This window comes from Lentzea sp. NPDC102401 (assembly GCF_044765805.1).
Lineage (GTDB): Bacteria > Actinomycetota > Actinomycetes > Mycobacteriales > Pseudonocardiaceae > Lentzea > Lentzea sokolovensis.
Map to the genome: position 1 here is coordinate 407,757 of NZ_JBIWKS010000006.1, position 14,273 is coordinate 422,029.

A 14,273-nucleotide genomic window follows, 5' to 3' on the forward strand; every position below is an offset into this window, starting at 1 on the left:
CATTTCCGTCGCGGACGCACGTCACGACCACCGGTGCGTGCCGTCCGGGAAGGACGTGTTCAGGTCCACTTCGGACACGCTGCCGCACGGTCGCCGGCGTGCCTGAGCCTGCTCAGCTCTCGCCGGGCACGGCCGGCTGCGCGGGGTAGTCGAGACCGGCGGCCAGCAGGTCGAACGCCTGCCCGGTCAGTTCGGATTCCGGCGTCCGGTGGCCGGCGGCTCGCCATGCGACGACGGCCGTCGGCACGGCGCACAGCACCACCGAGGCCACCAGGCACGGCCGGGGGTCCACGTCCGGGTCCACCCCCATCCGGGCGCTGATCAGACGCACCACCTCGTCGAACCGGGCGGCGGCCCGTTCGACACGCGCGGCCGTCAGCGCCGGGCTCACCGAGATCAGGTTCTGCAGGCTGTTGTAGCGCGTCTCGGCCTCGTGGACCCGCACCACGTCGACAGCGGCCGTCCGCATCGCGGTCAACACCGGCATGTCACCGGGCTGCGCGGCGAACGCCTTGAGCACCGCCGTGATCTGGTCATCCGCGAGCGACAGGGCGACGTCCTCCTTCGAGGTGAAGTACCGGAAGAACGTCCGCGACGAGACCTCCACCGCCTCCGCGATCTGGTCGATGGTCGTGGCCTCGAAACCGTTGGCGCAGAACAACACATGGGCTGCGTCGATCAACGCCTCCCGCGTCCGCTCCTTCTTCCGCTCCCGCAGACCGCGCTTCTCCATGCCGACCAGCGTACGACAATCACGTCACGCGCCGACTTTTGTCAGTTGACGACACTTGTCAGTGAGTGACAGTATTTTGGCATGCCGAAACCTCCCGTGCCGACGTCGCCCTTCTGGAAGTTGCAACGACAGCTGGCGCGCTTCAACACGTTCCTGTTCCGCAAGACCGGCGGCAAGGTGGGCGGGTCGTTCTTCGGCGGCGCACCCGTGCTCCTCCTCAACCACGTCGGCCGCAGGTCGGGTCAGTCCCGGACCAGCCCGCTGATCTACGTCGACGACTCGCCGCGGCTGGTCGTCATCGCGTCGAAGGGCGGCGTGGACGCGCATCCGGCGTGGTTCCACAACTTGATGGCGATGGCGACCACCGAGGTGGAGCTGCCCGGTGGCGAACGCCGGCGAGTCCGTCCGCGGGTCGCCGAGGGCGCGGAGCGAGCCCGCCTGTGGGAGCGGGCAGTGGCGGTCTACAAGCCCTATGCGGCCTATGCGACCTACACAGAGCGGGAGATCCCGGTGGTCGTGCTCGAATCCGTGGACGCCACACCTGCCGAGTAGGCCTGCGGACGCCAGAGCGTGGCGGCGACGTCGCGCATGAGCGACTCGAGATCGCGCTCGCCCTCCGGTGTCTGCACGCCGTGCTCCAACGCGCGCGTCATCAACCGCGCGGGCAGGCTTCCGCTCACCAGATCGGCCCACGCGCCGTGTTCCGCCTTCAGGCCGTCAGCCAGATCCGTCGGCGGGACCAGCCGCTTCACAGCGGCGATGAGTTCCGGCGAGAGCGCGGCGATCTTCCGCGCCACCTGGCCGACGATCGAGCACAGCGGAGAGGTCGTCGCCGCGCAACACGAGTACGACGAGCGGTCGTCAGCCCGCTGACCCGGAACCGTGCGGCCGGCTCAGAGCCAGTCTGCTTCGATTCCACGGGCGCGCAGCGTTTCCAGCGCCTCCTCGTTGCCCGTGTAGAACAGCGTCATCGACTTCAGGTTGGGAAAGTGCCGCAGGTCGGCGAACTCGTCGACGTCGAACAGCCCGTCCTCGCCGTCCCAGTTCGGCGCGATCTCGAGGTAGATCTCGTTGCCGCCGTCCATCTCGATCTCGGTGATCTTCTCCGCGAGTTCCTCGGGAACCTCGAGCGCCTCGAAGTAGGCCAGAGCCTCAGGCACCGCCGCGACACTCCCGTCGTCGTAGGTGAAGCCCTGCTCGGCGGCATACGCGCGCAGGTCGAACCTCGGCAGGAGGTCCTGGTCGTACATCAGCTCTTGAACGACGGCGAGCTTGAAGTTGGCGTCGGCGAACGGAATCGGCTGGCTCATGCCCGCACCGTATCCGCGGCGGTGACACCGCCACTCTCAGAGGGCTCTGAGATCCGGTCGCTAGCGTGAATTGAAGTGTTCGCGTCAGTTTCAGGAGGGGTTCGATGAATGTGATTTCTCGGATCGCCAGATCGGTGCTCGTCCTGGCCTCCGTGCTCCTGCTGTCCCTGGTCGGCACGTCCGTCCTCGCATCGGCGCAGGTGCCGTCGCAGACCCAGGCGTGGCATCTGGAGCAGTTCGACAGGACCAGCCGGATGTGCGTCCAGCAAGGTCCCGACGGGAGGACCCACGCCTCCTACTTCATCTTCGTGGTGAGCGGGAAGTGGACCACCGACCTCAAGTTCGGGATGCGCGACCTGCCTCCCGGCTGGACCGCGACCGAGCACTACCTCCCACCGGGCTCCAACTTCCATCGCCCCGACGGCTCGATCACCGTCAACGGGTTCGTCGGCGTGCAAGGACCCGCGTCGGTGCCGATGGCGACCTACCACGCCCACATCTGGGTGTCGGACGGAACGGTGACCGAAACCCTCCCCACCGACATCGTCGTCACCACCGAGTCCTGGGTGGACTGCATGAATCGGCCGTGAGTCCCCGGCACCGGACGAGCAGGTCCACGTCAAGATCGATGGTCGCCTGGGCGGCCTGCCGGATCTTCAGGTGAACGGCCGAGGGACTCGTCCACAGGCGTGAGGGGCACCGGCGACGGCCGCTCTGCCGTGGTCGTCAGCTCGATCCGCCGTCCCTCGTCCGCCGCCCGGAGCAGGGCGGTCATCGTCTCGAGCACGTGCAGCGCGAGCTCACCGCCGGCGCGCGGGGCCCGCCGCACGCCGGCCGTGACGAGGTCGAGCAGGCCGGTCCCCCGCCCCGCGCCCGTGTAGCCCGCACTGGGGGGAAGGGTTCGCCATCCGGTGCCGCCGAGCGGGAAGAGACGGCTCTCGCCGTCGAAGTGGTTCGGGTCCGGGACCGCGAGCGTGCCGATCTCGCCGTGGACCTCGATCGGCGCGGCGGTGGTGGCCACCCCGTCGAAACTGGTCGTGATGGTGGAGAGCGCGCCGTTGGCGTGTTCGAGCACGCCGGAGACGTGGCTGTCGACCTCGACCGGGATTCGGTGGCCCGTCCGCGCTCCAGAACCGATGACGCGCTCGGTGCGCAGGCGACTGGCTGCGCCGAGCACCGCGCGCACCGGGCCGAGCAGGTGGATCAGCGCGGTGATGTAGTACGGCCCCATGTCCAGCAACGGACCGCCACCCGCGGTGTAGTAGAAGTCGGGGTTGGGGTGCCAGCGTTCGTGCCCCGGCGTGACCATCACGGCCGATGCGAAGAGCGGGCGTCCGATGAGCCCGCTGTCGATCGCCGCCCGCGCGGTCTGCGTACCCGTGCCGAGAACGGTGTCCGGTGCGCAACCGACCCGGACACCGGCCGCGGCGGCCCGGTCGATGATCACTCGGCCGTCCGGGAACGTGACGGCGAGCGGTTTCTCGACGAAGACGTTCTTGCCGGCGTCGATCGCGCGGAGCGAGATCTCGGCATGGGCCGCGGGGACGGTGAGGTTGAGCACCGTGTCGACGTCCGCCCTGCCGAGCAGGCGTTCGACGCTGACCGCCTCGGTGCCCGGGAGCTCGACCGCGACCTCGGCCGCGCGGGTGGCGTCGAGGTCGGCGACCGCGGTGACGCGCACCGCAGGGTGGTCGGCGAGCGTGTCCAGGTATGCGCGGGAGATGACCCCGAGACCTACGATGCCGACGCGGTGCGGGTCGCCCAAGACATCCCCCTCGTGATGACGGCGCGGACGCTCGGATGCTCCAGCACGTCCAGGCTGTGCCCCGGCGTCGTCACCACGATCCTCCCGGCGCCCCACCGGCGGGTCCAGATCGCCGGGCAGGTGACCGGCCGGTGCCACGGATGCCACGGCCTGACCGGGTGGGTCGTGGTGGCCAGCACGTCGACGAGGTCGTCGTGCAGCACCCAGTACTGCTCGGTGACCAGTTCGAAGTCCTCGATGCCCGCGGTGATCGGATGCTCCCGGCCGAGCGCGGTGATGTTCACCGTGTGCGGCAGGTAGTTGTCCTCCTGCCCGCCCTGGCGCTCGCACGGCTCCTTGCCGGGGTGCGTGACGAACTGGCCGCCCACCAGGTGCAGGTAGTCCGACGACGCGCGGAACGAGTCCGCGATGCCACCGTGCCAGCCGGTGAAACCGGTGCCGGCCTCGACCGCCGCGCGCAGCCCGGCCAGTTGCCCGGTGGTGATCTGCGACATCGTCACGCACTGCACGATCAGGTCGGTGCGCGCCATCTCGGCAGCGTCGGCGTACACCTCGGTCGACTCCTCGACCCGCACGGCATAGCCGCCGTGCTCCAGGAACGGGAGGAACAACTCGGTGGCCTTCACCGGCTGATGGCCTTCCCACCCACCGCGGACCACCAGTGCCTTAGGCCGTGCCACACCCACCCCCTGGGGACCGCTCACCGCACATCCGGTCTCGGAACAGCTCGATCGGTACTCCGAACTGCACATTGCCGCGCACGTCACCGTTGGTCAAGAACGGGCCCGCGGTGACACGGGATGCAGGCTCGCGCTCACCCCGGCGTTGGCTGGACCGGATGCCACCGCCCTGCTCAGCTCACCGGACCTCGACGGTCACGCCGTACCAGACGTGCAGCGCCGCCGCCAGGTCCGCACCCGCGTAGGCGGGCACGTGCGCCTTCCACCACGGCCCGTCCGCCCGCACCGGCTCCTGCAGCAGCAGCGCGCGGCGGCGCCAGCCGAGGCAGGCATCGGTGAGACCCAGGTCGTGACGGTCCGGGACCTCCTGGTCGCCGTGGCCGCCACCTCCACGAGAACTCGCGTCCTGTCGTTCGCCTTCGAGGTGATCGCGGTTCCGCCACCTGAGAGCAGGCCCGCCGCTAGCCTCACGCGGGTGGGCGATGCGTGGCACGAGTTCCGTCGAGAGGTGTTCGGAGATCCGTACCTGGTGTGGCACGAAGGCGCCGACGTCGACGCGCTGATCGCCGAGCACGAGCGCGGGCCGGAACGGACGGAACGGATGGTGCGCGCCGGCGTCGCCGTGCACGATCACGTCGCGGTCGAGTCGCTGGGCGCCCTGGCCCGCCTCGGCCGTGCGCCGTCGGACGCGGCCGCGTTGCTGCGGTCCGTCCTCCCCTCGGCTCACGGCGTGTTCCGGGTGCGCACCGCGCAGGTGTTGTGCGAGGTGACCGGCGTCGACGAGTACGTGTCCGAGGTCGCCGCGGTGCTCGAAGGCTTCGGCCATTGGGGCGACAGGATCGACGCGGCCATGGCGCTCCCGTCGCTGCCGATCACCCCGCGCTCGGTGGCGGCGGCGCACCGCGGGATGCTCGACGAGGAGTCGCTGGTGCGCCACCACAGCGCGAACGCCCTGCTCGGCCTGGCCGGGAAGAAGGCCGACATCGCGAACCGCAGCGGATTCGCCAGGATCACCAGCGAGGATCCCGCGAAGTGGCGTGCCGCAGCCGACGAGCTGCTCGGCGCGTTCGCCGTCCGTACCGCCGGGGTCCGGGGCGACCGGGAGAGCTTCGCCGTCGAACTGGGTGCCGCCGACTACTCCGCGCCGCACCGCAGAGCCGCGCGGGTGTACCTGGCCGGCACCCGGCTGCCCGGCGCGGACCGGCTGCACGTGTCGGCGCTGCGCAACATCGGCGCGCACACCACGCATCCCGACTACCAGAACCTGCGCGCCGCGCTGGAACACCTGGGCTTCGCCGATCTGCCGGAGTCGGTCCCGCTCCAGGAGAACGCGACCGCGGCCACGTTGGACGCCGTGACCACGGCGCTCGACTTCGACATCGACGTGTCGCGTTGGTGCGCAACGGACCTGGTGATCGGAGACCGGTCACGCCTCGCGTTCGAGATCGGGCCGGCCGACCCGGACGCGCCACAACTGCGCACCTGCACGCTGTGGCTGGACGGCGCCATCGCCACACCGTTCGACAACACGGCGTACGTGCCGCAGTTCGCGAACTCGCTGCGGCTGGACGCCGCCCGCTACCGGGCGGGGCAGTCGCCGGACTTCGCGCACTGGGGTCCCACCACCGACGACCTGGCCGCGCAGTCGCACCCGGACGGCACGGTCCGGTACCGGCTGCGTTCGCGGATCGACGGCGTCGGCGACCGCGAAGGAGTGGTGCGGCTCCGTGTCGACGAGATCGCCGACGTGCTGGAGAAGACCGCCGACGTGCTGACAGCGGCAAGGTGAGCGACGGACACCTGGATCAGGACGGTCGGAGTGAGTCCGGCTCGCACGACATCGCCCTCCCGTCGCTCGCCGGCGTCGGACGCACGTGGTCACCACGACGTTCTGGTTCGGCATCGTGGTGTCGGTGCTGCTGGGCCACACCCGATCAGCCAGGGTCTTCGCGGCCACGGCGGCCCTCACCGCGTTGTTCGCGCCTGACGCGGGCGAAGGCTCGGGCGCCCACACGACCATCGTCATCGGCGCCTCGCTCGCGCCCGCACTCCGACCTGGCCGGAGCGAGCGTCTGGCCGCCGGACGCGTCGCCGCGCTCGTCACACCGGTCTGCGCGGCCTTCGCGGCCGCCACCTCCGCGACGCAGGTGCCCGCCTACAGCAGGCAGCCCTTCCCGGTGGAACTCGACTCGCAGTCCCTCCCGATCGGCATGCTCGTCGCGCTCGTCGTCGCCATCGTCGCGGTCCTGCACCGCGCGAGAAGCCGTGGCCTGCTCACCGCACTGCTGATCGCGACCGCGACCGCCTGCACGGTCCAGCCGATCAACGATCTGCTGCCGCGGGGCTCGTCGCTGGCCGCGGCCATCCTGTTCGGACTTCTCCCGATCGTCGCGAAGGCGGCCGTGGCGTTCACGGCGGTGACCGCGGCCCTCAGCCACCTTCGCCGCCGTCCGCGTATCGCCTGACGTCAGGCCAGGAGCAGCCGGATGATCTCGACGGCGGATCAGCCGAGCCCGAGACCGGGCAACTCCACCGCAGTGGCCTCTGCGCCCGCCGGTTCGCACCACGCGCGGTACCGGAGTTCATCCGGGCCGACGATTCCGTACGCCTGCCGAAGCGCCGCAACGCAGCGCCGCGCGAGCCGCGCGAACTCGTCCGTGCGCGCAGGACGCCGAAGCGAGGACGTCCAGTTGGGTTGCGCGACGTCAGGCGCGACCCAGTCGAACCTGCGCAGCTGGAACTCGTCGGCGTCCGCCACGACGTCCTTCGCCGGCGCTTCCGCGTAGAGCCGGTCGGACGAGCCGGCGAACTGCACGTATCGCCTCGGGTCTGCCGCCGCGTGGACGATGAGGAAAACCCGATCGGTCACGTCGCGGAACGTGTCCGCGAGGCGCTCGGTGAACTGCTCCCAGTCGTACGCGTTCTTCCACGGCATCGGAACAGGTGTGACCGTGACGGTGAACCGCAGCTCCGGGTCGTCGAACGCGATCAGCTTCTGCAACGGTCCCCGGTGATCGTCCCGCTCGAATCCCTCGGCGGCCGCCCTCGGGTCGCGCGCGGTCACCCGGTAGCCGCTCGGTGCGCCACTACCGACCTCCACGGGCATGCCGCGGTAGGTGCCGGGGCGGGAAAGGTCGTAACACTCCAGCACGTCGTCGTGCGCGAGTTGCCTCACGAAATAGCGGCGCCCCGCCTTGGTGAACGACTCGTCGACCGCGTGGTCCGACGCGATCCACCATTTTCCGGACGAGTGCCGCAGCCGGTAGTCGACGTCGTGGTACCGAACGAATCGTCCGGGTTCTGAAAGGCGGTCGATGTTCGGGTTCACCGGTATCCGGCCAGGTTGAGAGGAATCGTTCCAAGTCGCTCGACGGCCGGCTGCCGCACCTGGTCACGGGTGAACGGCCAGGGCGCAGCCTCCCCGAAGTCCACGAGGTCGCACGCCTCGGCGGGCGTCATCGCCGTCCAGCTCACACCCGCGTGCCGGCGGGCGTCGCCGCGAGATCTTTCTGCCGGGTGTCGGCCGCGTAATGGGCGACGGCGATCGCTCCGGCGATCGCCAGGACGAACCCGATGACCGCGGCGGTCACGTAACCGTCGCGGACGTGATCGTCGAGGTAGACCAGTCCGACGAACGACGACAGTGCCGTGTTGGTGGTGAACATGATCGCGGTGACCCCGGTCGGGCCGCCCTTCTGCAGCGCCATCGCGAACAGCACCGCCGCGGTGAATCCGTTGAGGACGATGGCCCAGGCCACCGGGTCCAGGACGAGTCGCCACGCGGCGTCCGGAAGCTCGAGCGTGCGCGCCGCGATGCCGACGACGCTGTACGAGACACCGGCGCCGAACGCCAGTGCGACCGTCGCCCAGACGTGGTGGTGGCGCCTGGCGTAGACGGCGATGGCGGCCACCGGAATCGTCATGCCCACGAGGACCCAGCGCCACTGCGGCGGCAGGGCCTGTGCGGGACCCGGCTCGGCGGACACCCCCAGCAGAATCAGGCCGATCGCGCCGACACCCAGCGCGCCCCATCCCGACGCGCGGAGGCGGGCGCCCATGAACGCGCTGATCGTGGCGGTGACACCGACGCTGAACGCGAGCATCGACTGCACGAGGAACAACGGCAGCCGGTGCAACGCGGCAGCCGCGAAGGCGAATCCCAGCATGTCCACGCCGAGACCGAGGAAGTAAAGCCACTGCCGCCGCAGAGCGATGAGATCCAGAGATCTGCCGCCGTACGCGCCCGCGCGCCGGACACCCATGGCCTCCAGGATCGAACCGCTGCCGGACGCCAGGGTCGCCAGCACAGCGAGGACGTAACCCAGTGCCATTCGTCCATTGTGTCAGCCGGTGATCGCGGAGCTTTCACCATCCCCAGCGAATGCGGATGATCCAGCACCATGGCGTTGTGAGGTGCTCTCCCGGGAAGCCACCTTTCGCATACGAATGACTCGCCCTTCTCGGCGTAGTGGAAGTGTTGTTTTTGGCAGCAGGTCAGCGGTGACGTGCGCGAGAATCTGCATCGAATTTGGTCAACACTGAAACAATTGTGAACACAGGGCAGACGTACGGGCCGCCTGGCACCGCTGAGCGGTGAACGCATGGGCAAGCCCGACCATCCGCTCGACACTTCCTCGACCGGGCGCATGCCCCCTTCGGCTCCGCGCTTGGAGTGTTTCGAGCGGTACGGAGTTCATCCCGTCAGGACGACAGCTGGGTCGGACGTGGCGAAGAGGCTGTCGAACACCCGGACACGGTCGAAGGACAGGGCGTGCTCGCGTGCCCGGTCCGCCATGAGTTGCCGCTCCTCGGCCGACAAGTCGAACACCACCCGGTCGATCGCGGCGGCGATGTGGGTGGTGTTCCCGGCCTCGACCAGGATGGCCGTCCCTCCCACCGCTTCGCCGACGCCTCCGGTGGTGGTCGTGATCACCGGTCCGCCGCCCGCGAGCATCTTCTCGGTCAGCGCGATGCCGAAGGTCTCGACGAAGTCCGGTTCGGGCTTGGTCGGCAGCGCGTACACGGCGCAGCCGTTCATCAGCAGCGGCTTTTCCTCGTCCTCCACGTCGGTGAGGAAGAGGATCCGGTCGTCGTGCCGGGTGATCGCCTGGAGGTGCTCCAGTTCGGGGCCGTTGCCGGCGATCACGAGCTTCAGCCGGGACCGCGCCTGGCACCGGGCGAACGCGTCCACCAGGTCGTAGATGCCTTTGGCCTTGGTCACCCGGGACAGGAACAACACGTACCCGTCGCGTTCCAGGCCGCGTCGTTTCAGGGCGGCGTCCACGAGCGCCGGGTCGAGGTCGAGGTACGCCGAGGTGTCGATCGGCGGGTAGCTGACCGACAGCCTGCGCACGCACTGGCGGGCGAACCGGGTGCCGCAGTGCGCGTCGACGGCCTCCGCGCAGGCGATGATCTCCTGCCTGGTGTACTCCGACACGGCGATCACCTGGTCGTTGGCGAGGAACCGGGTGAACAGGATCACGGCTGCCCCGAATCGCCTCTCGCGCAGGCACGAGCGAATCACGTTGGTGACGTCCGAGCCGACCGCCTTCGCGATGGTGTGGACGTCAGGTGCGTAGCCGGCCGCGCGGGCCGCGTCGACGGCGTCGCGCACCACGGCGTCGTGGGGCGCGAGGTACATCGACACGCAGGTGGTCGGGACCGGCTCGGCGAGCAGTTCGACCAGGCGTCCCGTCAGCCCTGCCAGGTATCGGCCATCGGGTACCCGGTAGTCGCCGACCGGTTCGGGCCGCTCCACGGTGATGCCCTCGCTGTAGGGCATGATCCGATCCAGCGGTTTGAGCGGCAGGCCTGCCGCCTGCAGCACGGGTATCGGCCAGGTCAGCAGCCGGACGTCGTCGAAGCCGCGGGTGAGCGCGACCTCGGCCAGGTTGCGGGCTTCTCCGGAGTGACCGCAGATGACCGGGTCGGCCCGGACCACGATGACGAGACGTCGGCTTGGCCTGCTCATGTGCGAGCCCCCTTTCCGAGCGGGTCGGACGCTGATGGCGGCAGGATCTTGCGTCCCCACTCCGAGGGGTGCGGGCCGAGTTCGAGCACCAGCCGGCCACCGGCGTGGACGTCGGATGCGCGCAGGTGCGCCGCGTCCAGTGGTGTGCCGTTCAGCCGGGCGGACTGCACGTACTGCGGCGGCGGGTCCGCTTCCAACCCGTCGGAACTGATGGACGTCTCGCGGTGTCCACGCGTCTCGATGACGAAGTCGCGGTCCCCGAGGTGCAGAGTGGCGTGGCTGAAGGCGGGCGCGTTGACGAGGAACAGGTTCTGCCCGGCGACCGGGAACAGGCCGAGCGAGGCCCACACGTACCAGGAACTCAGCCCGCCCGAGTCGTCGTTGCCCGGCAGGCCGCCGGGACCGGTGCCGAACTGCCAGGTCAACGCGGCGTGCACGATCTCGGCCGTGCGGTCCGGCCGTGCCGCGTAGTGGTAGGACCACGGCGCTTCCATGTCCGGCTCGTTGTTCAGTCCCTCGAACCGGTTCAGCAGGTAGCCGGCCGCCATCTCCGCCGGGCCGGGCCGCCTACCGGGCTGCACCACACGCGGCGCGCCGTAGCCGAAGAACGCGTCGAGCATGCCGACGAAAGCTTCGTTCCCACCGACCATCGCGATTCTCGCGGCCATGTCGTGCAGCAGCCGGAACGAGTAGTTCCACTTGCCGCCTTCGTAGAACGACGAGTCGAGAAGCAGGCCGGTGTCCGGGTCGAACGCGTTGGCCCACAGGCGGCTTCGCGCGTCGAGGTCGTCGGCGAGCTGGACGTCGTTCAGGGCCCTGGCGACGCCGGAGGTGCAGTGGCAGGCGTAGGCGAGGTCGAGCGTGTGCGAGATCGGGTGCACGACGCCGTGCTCGTAGAAGTCCTCGCCGTACATCCGGCGCAGGTCGTCGTACATGTGCACCAGCGCCCAGGTCCAGTCCAGGTCGCCGAGACCGAGGGCGTGCACGTCCGCCAGCGCGGTGTGGACCAACGCGCTCGCCTGCCGGAAGAACCTGTCCGCGCCGCGAGCCATCCGATATCCGATGGGGAAGTTGCCTTCCTCCTCGCAGACCCGGATCAGTGACTCCAGAAGGTCGACCGCCTGGTCCGGGCAGATGGCCATGAGCAGCGGCAGCTGGGTCTTGTAGATGTCCCACATCGTGCAGATGTCGAACACGAAGGGCCCGGCGGACGGCCAGAACGGGCTCTCGTCGTCGGCGAAGCACGGCTTGATCAGGGAGTGGTACAGGGCCGTCGCGAACACCTGCCGCCTGGCGGGTGACCCGCCCTCGACCTCCACCCGGCCCACGTGGTCGCGCCACCGGGCCTTGGTCCGCGCCCGGACGACGTCGAACGCCGGCGCCCCGTCACCGCATTCGCGATACAGGTTCTCCCGTGCCTGTTCACAGCCGCGCAGGGAGAATCCGATCTGGATCTCGACGCTCTGCCCGGCGGTGGTGGGGCCCATGTAGAGCATTCCGAACGGGCGCAGCGTGGTCTGCCTGATGCGGTCGAAGTCGAGCCGAGTGCCACCCTCGATCAGCCGGCGGTCGTGCCACAGCATCTGCCGCCAGCCCGGACTGTCGACCTTGATGTACACCGACAGCGGCACGCCTTCGACGACCACCGTTCCCTGGGCGCGGCCGTTGCCGAGGCTTTCCACATGTCCCCGCAGCGGCACTGTGCGGCCGAGGTCGATGGCCAGCCCTCCGCAGGAAAGGTCGACGACGATCCGTGCGCTGCGATGCTCGGGAAAGGTGTACCGGTGGACGGCGACCTTGGCGCCGACGGTGACCTCACATCGAATGCCGGTGTCGAGAGCGGCCGCGTAGTACCCGGCTTCAGCGGTCTCGTCGTGCAGCGGCCAGGCCTGGCCGAGGACGTCCAGCTGCTGCACCATCGGGGTGACCCGCACGTAGTTGTAGTACTTGCGGATCGCGCCGGTGCCGGACTGCTGGAAATGGGTGAAACCGGAGGCCTGCGGCCGGTCGAACAGCTCCTCCGGCTGCCCCTCGGTGTTCTTCGCGTAGAGGCCGTATCCGGTCGGATAGGCACCGGAGTAGGCGCAGGCGGACACCATGCCGAGCGGGGACGTCGCGCCGGGGTGGGTGTTGCCGACCTGCGCTTTCGGCCACCACCAGGTGGCCGCCAGCCCCTGCGCCGCGGGCAGTGAGGTGGCAGCCGTTCCGATGAATGGATCAATCTCGTCGAGGATGACGAGACACTATGTGGGCGCGGGCACCGCGTTGGTTTCAACGACGTGAACATGTGGCCGGGCACGCGGAGGTGGTCGCGTCGTGGCGTGGCAGTGCGCTCGACCACGCCGATGGCGCGGCCTCTCCTGGTCGCGGGCGACGTCATCGGTCCGGTCATCCACGCGGTCGATACCTGCGGTCAGCAATAGTGATTTCCGCACGAGGACCGGCGGCACCAAAACTGTGAGACCACGGTTGCCGATCACCGGAGATCGGCAGGTGCACCTCACCGGAGACGCCTGTGTCGCAACGAGCCTCACATCCCGAAGAGCCAGTCAGAGGTCCGGCAGACGGGCACTCGGCAGTCGCCGGCCTCGTCCTGGACACGGGGCGCCCTGCGGGACGTTCCCAAGCTCTTGTACTGCTACTCGCGAGCTGTCTTCCTGTGCTCGGGTCGGTGCTGCTCGCACCAGTGCTCCCGGCGATCCAGGAGGCGTTCGCCTCAACCCCCGGAGCTTCGGTGCTCGCGCCGATCGTCCTGACCGCGCCAGCGCTCCTGATCGGGCTGACGGCTCCTTTCGCGGGTCGTGTCGTGGAACGGACCGGGCGCAAGAGGTTGCTGGTCTTCGGGCTCGTCGCGTACGGGATCTTCGGCACCGCGCCGCTGTGGCTGCCCACGCTGGAGCTGGTCGTGGCCAGCCGGGTCCTCGTCGGGGTCGCGGAGGCCGCCATCATGACCTGCTGCACGACGTTGCTCGCCGACTACTTCCACGGCAGGCAACGGCAGCGGTACTTCGGTCTCCAGACCGTGTGCACGACTGTCGCCGCCACGCTGTTCTTCGCTTTGGGCGGACTGCTCGGAAACCAGGGCTGGAGGACGCCGTTCTGGCTCTACGCCGCGAGTCTGCCTCTCGCCCTGATGGCGGTCCGGTACCTCTGGGAGCCCGCCGGCCGTCAGGAACGTGCCGGGAGGGTCGCGCTCGCGTGGCGGCTGCTGGCGGCTCCCATCGGGGTCACTCTGGTGGGAGGCCTGGTCTTCTACACGCTGATCGTCGAGTTGCCGTACGTGCTGGGCGGTGTCGGCGTCGAGTCCTCGGCCACGATCGGCATGATCAGTGCGCTGGCTTCCCTCGCCACCGCCGCCGGGGCGTTCCTGTTCACTCCGCTGGCACATCGGGGACCTGGGGTCACCGTGACCCTCGCGTTCCTGTTGTCCGGCATCGGGCTGGCGGTGCTCGCGCTCGCGCCGAGCACTCCCCTGGTCATCGTCGGCGCCGCCGTCACCGGGCTCGGGAACGGCCTGCTGCTGCCCGCGCTGGTCACCTGGGCGCTCGGGCGGCTCACCTTCGCCCAACGCCCCCGCGCGTCGGGGATGTGGACGGCGGCGCTGTTCGTCGGGCAGTTCGTGTGCCCTCTGGTGGTTCTGGCCCTGTCGGCGGCGATCAGCGGCCTTTCGTCCGCACTCCTGGCGATCGGGGCGCTCTCGTTCCTGCTCTCCGTGCTCACCAGAGCGGTGAGGTCGACCGACGCCAAACCGGTGCTGGCCGATGGGTGATCTCCGGCGGTCGTGGCGAGGCCGCGGCAGTCGGTGCTCGACGCG

Annotated in this window: 16 protein-coding genes; 5 read left to right on the forward strand and 11 right to left on the reverse strand. The window is 69.5% G+C overall.

What is annotated here, in order from left to right:
• Positions 1-112: 112 nt before the first annotated feature.
• Positions 113-733 carry a TetR family transcriptional regulator gene (locus tag ACIRG5_RS23680; protein WP_402907997.1) on the reverse strand — a complete coding sequence of 207 codons (621 nt, stop codon included), beginning with the start codon at positions 731-733 and terminating at the stop codon, positions 113-115.
• A gap of 81 nt (positions 734-814) precedes the next feature.
• On the opposite strand from ACIRG5_RS23680, the gene ACIRG5_RS23685 reads away from it, so the two are divergent.
• On the forward strand, positions 815-1,285 hold the full coding sequence (locus tag ACIRG5_RS23685; protein ID WP_402907999.1) for a nitroreductase family deazaflavin-dependent oxidoreductase: 471 nt from the start codon (positions 815-817) through the stop codon (positions 1,283-1,285).
• Here the strand turns inward: ACIRG5_RS23685 and ACIRG5_RS23690 are convergent.
• Both ACIRG5_RS23690 and ACIRG5_RS23695 read right to left on the reverse strand, forming a co-directional pair.
• Positions 1,222-1,530: a hypothetical protein gene (locus ACIRG5_RS23690; protein ID WP_402908000.1), complete on the reverse strand. Its 309-nt coding sequence runs from the start codon at positions 1,528-1,530 to the stop codon at positions 1,222-1,224. The genes ACIRG5_RS23685 and ACIRG5_RS23690 overlap by 64 nt on opposite strands.
• 96 nt (positions 1,531-1,626) lie before the next feature.
• Positions 1,627-2,043, reverse strand: a complete 417-nt coding sequence (locus tag ACIRG5_RS23695) for a DUF6892 domain-containing protein (protein ID WP_402908002.1) — start codon at positions 2,041-2,043, stop codon at positions 1,627-1,629.
• Between the two features lie 104 nt (positions 2,044-2,147).
• Between ACIRG5_RS23695 and ACIRG5_RS23700 the strand changes: the two genes are divergently transcribed.
• The gene (locus ACIRG5_RS23700; protein ID WP_402908004.1) at positions 2,148-2,633 is read left to right on the forward strand and encodes a DUF5980 family protein; all 486 of its coding nucleotides are present in this window, start codon (positions 2,148-2,150) and stop codon (positions 2,631-2,633) included.
• Between the two features lie 29 nt (positions 2,634-2,662).
• Here ACIRG5_RS23700 and ACIRG5_RS23705 read toward each other — a convergent pair whose 3' ends face one another.
• The 3 genes from ACIRG5_RS23705 to ACIRG5_RS23715 all read right to left on the reverse strand — a co-directional run bounded on the left by ACIRG5_RS23705 (position 2,663) and on the right by ACIRG5_RS23715 (position 4,981).
• Positions 2,663-3,808: a Gfo/Idh/MocA family protein gene (locus tag ACIRG5_RS23705; RefSeq protein WP_402908006.1), complete on the reverse strand. Its 1,146-nt coding sequence runs from the start codon at positions 3,806-3,808 to the stop codon at positions 2,663-2,665.
• Entirely contained in the window at positions 3,778-4,488 is a 711-nt protein-coding gene (locus tag ACIRG5_RS23710) for a ThuA domain-containing protein (protein ID WP_402908008.1), read from the reverse strand. The genes ACIRG5_RS23705 and ACIRG5_RS23710 overlap by 31 nt, the downstream gene beginning before the upstream one ends.
• Before the next feature lie 178 nt (positions 4,489-4,666).
• Positions 4,667-4,981, reverse strand: a complete 315-nt coding sequence (locus tag ACIRG5_RS23715) for a hypothetical protein (RefSeq protein WP_402908010.1) — start codon at positions 4,979-4,981, stop codon at positions 4,667-4,669.
• Between ACIRG5_RS23715 and ACIRG5_RS23720 the strand changes: the two genes are divergently transcribed.
• Positions 4,964-6,277, forward strand: coding sequence for a hypothetical protein (locus ACIRG5_RS23720; RefSeq protein ID WP_402908012.1), 1,314 nt, complete (start codon positions 4,964-4,966; stop codon positions 6,275-6,277). The two genes, ACIRG5_RS23715 and ACIRG5_RS23720, sit on opposite strands and share 18 nt — an antisense overlap.
• Before the next feature lie 85 nt (positions 6,278-6,362).
• Complete coding sequence (locus tag ACIRG5_RS23725) at positions 6,363-6,953, forward strand: hypothetical protein (RefSeq protein WP_402908014.1); 591 nt, start codon at positions 6,363-6,365, stop codon at positions 6,951-6,953.
• 38 nt (positions 6,954-6,991) lie between these two features.
• On the opposite strand, the gene ACIRG5_RS23730 is transcribed toward ACIRG5_RS23725, so the two are convergent.
• From ACIRG5_RS23730 to ACIRG5_RS23750, 5 genes are all read right to left on the reverse strand, one after another.
• Positions 6,992-7,816 carry a TY-Chap domain-containing protein gene (locus ACIRG5_RS23730; RefSeq protein ID WP_402908016.1) on the reverse strand — a complete coding sequence of 275 codons (825 nt, stop codon included), beginning with the start codon at positions 7,814-7,816 and terminating at the stop codon, positions 6,992-6,994.
• A complete protein-coding gene (locus ACIRG5_RS23735) occupies positions 7,813-7,947 on the reverse strand; it encodes a hypothetical protein (protein WP_402908018.1) in 135 nt (44 codons plus the stop codon). Before ACIRG5_RS23735 ends, ACIRG5_RS23730 begins: the two co-directional genes overlap by 4 nt.
• 11 nt (positions 7,948-7,958) lie before the next feature.
• Entirely contained in the window at positions 7,959-8,819 is an 861-nt protein-coding gene (locus ACIRG5_RS23740) for a hypothetical protein (protein WP_402908020.1), read from the reverse strand.
• Positions 8,820-9,181: 362 nt separating this feature from the next.
• Positions 9,182-10,459: a glycosyltransferase gene (locus ACIRG5_RS23745; RefSeq protein WP_402908022.1), complete on the reverse strand. Its 1,278-nt coding sequence runs from the start codon at positions 10,457-10,459 to the stop codon at positions 9,182-9,184.
• Positions 10,456-12,693 carry a glycoside hydrolase domain-containing protein gene (locus ACIRG5_RS23750; RefSeq protein ID WP_402908182.1) on the reverse strand — a complete coding sequence of 746 codons (2,238 nt, stop codon included), beginning with the start codon at positions 12,691-12,693 and terminating at the stop codon, positions 10,456-10,458. Before ACIRG5_RS23750 ends, ACIRG5_RS23745 begins: the two co-directional genes overlap by 4 nt.
• A gap of 359 nt (positions 12,694-13,052) precedes the next feature.
• On the opposite strand from ACIRG5_RS23750, the gene ACIRG5_RS23755 reads away from it, so the two are divergent.
• On the forward strand, positions 13,053-14,228 hold the full coding sequence (locus ACIRG5_RS23755) for an MFS transporter (protein ID WP_402908184.1): 1,176 nt from the start codon (positions 13,053-13,055) through the stop codon (positions 14,226-14,228).
• Positions 14,229-14,273: the final 45 nt, after the last annotated feature.

Excerpts from the sequence above, each read along its gene's own strand:
- ACIRG5_RS23680 (WP_402907997.1), bottom strand. The coding sequence starts at position 733 with ATGGAGAAGCGCGGTCTGCGGGAGCGGAAGAAGGAGCGGACGCGGGAG.
- ACIRG5_RS23685 (WP_402907999.1), top strand. The coding sequence starts at position 815 with ATGCCGAAACCTCCCGTGCCGACGTCGCCCTTCTGGAAGTTGCAACGA.
- ACIRG5_RS23695 (WP_402908002.1), bottom strand. The coding sequence starts at position 2,043 with ATGAGCCAGCCGATTCCGTTCGCCGACGCCAACTTCAAGCTCGCCGTC.
- ACIRG5_RS23700 (WP_402908004.1), top strand. The coding sequence starts at position 2,148 with ATGAATGTGATTTCTCGGATCGCCAGATCGGTGCTCGTCCTGGCCTCC.
- ACIRG5_RS23735 (WP_402908018.1), bottom strand. The coding sequence starts at position 7,947 with ATGACGCCCGCCGAGGCGTGCGACCTCGTGGACTTCGGGGAGGCTGCG.
- ACIRG5_RS23740 (WP_402908020.1), bottom strand. The coding sequence starts at position 8,819 with ATGGCACTGGGTTACGTCCTCGCTGTGCTGGCGACCCTGGCGTCCGGC.
- ACIRG5_RS23745 (WP_402908022.1), bottom strand. The coding sequence starts at position 10,459 with ATGAGCAGGCCAAGCCGACGTCTCGTCATCGTGGTCCGGGCCGACCCG.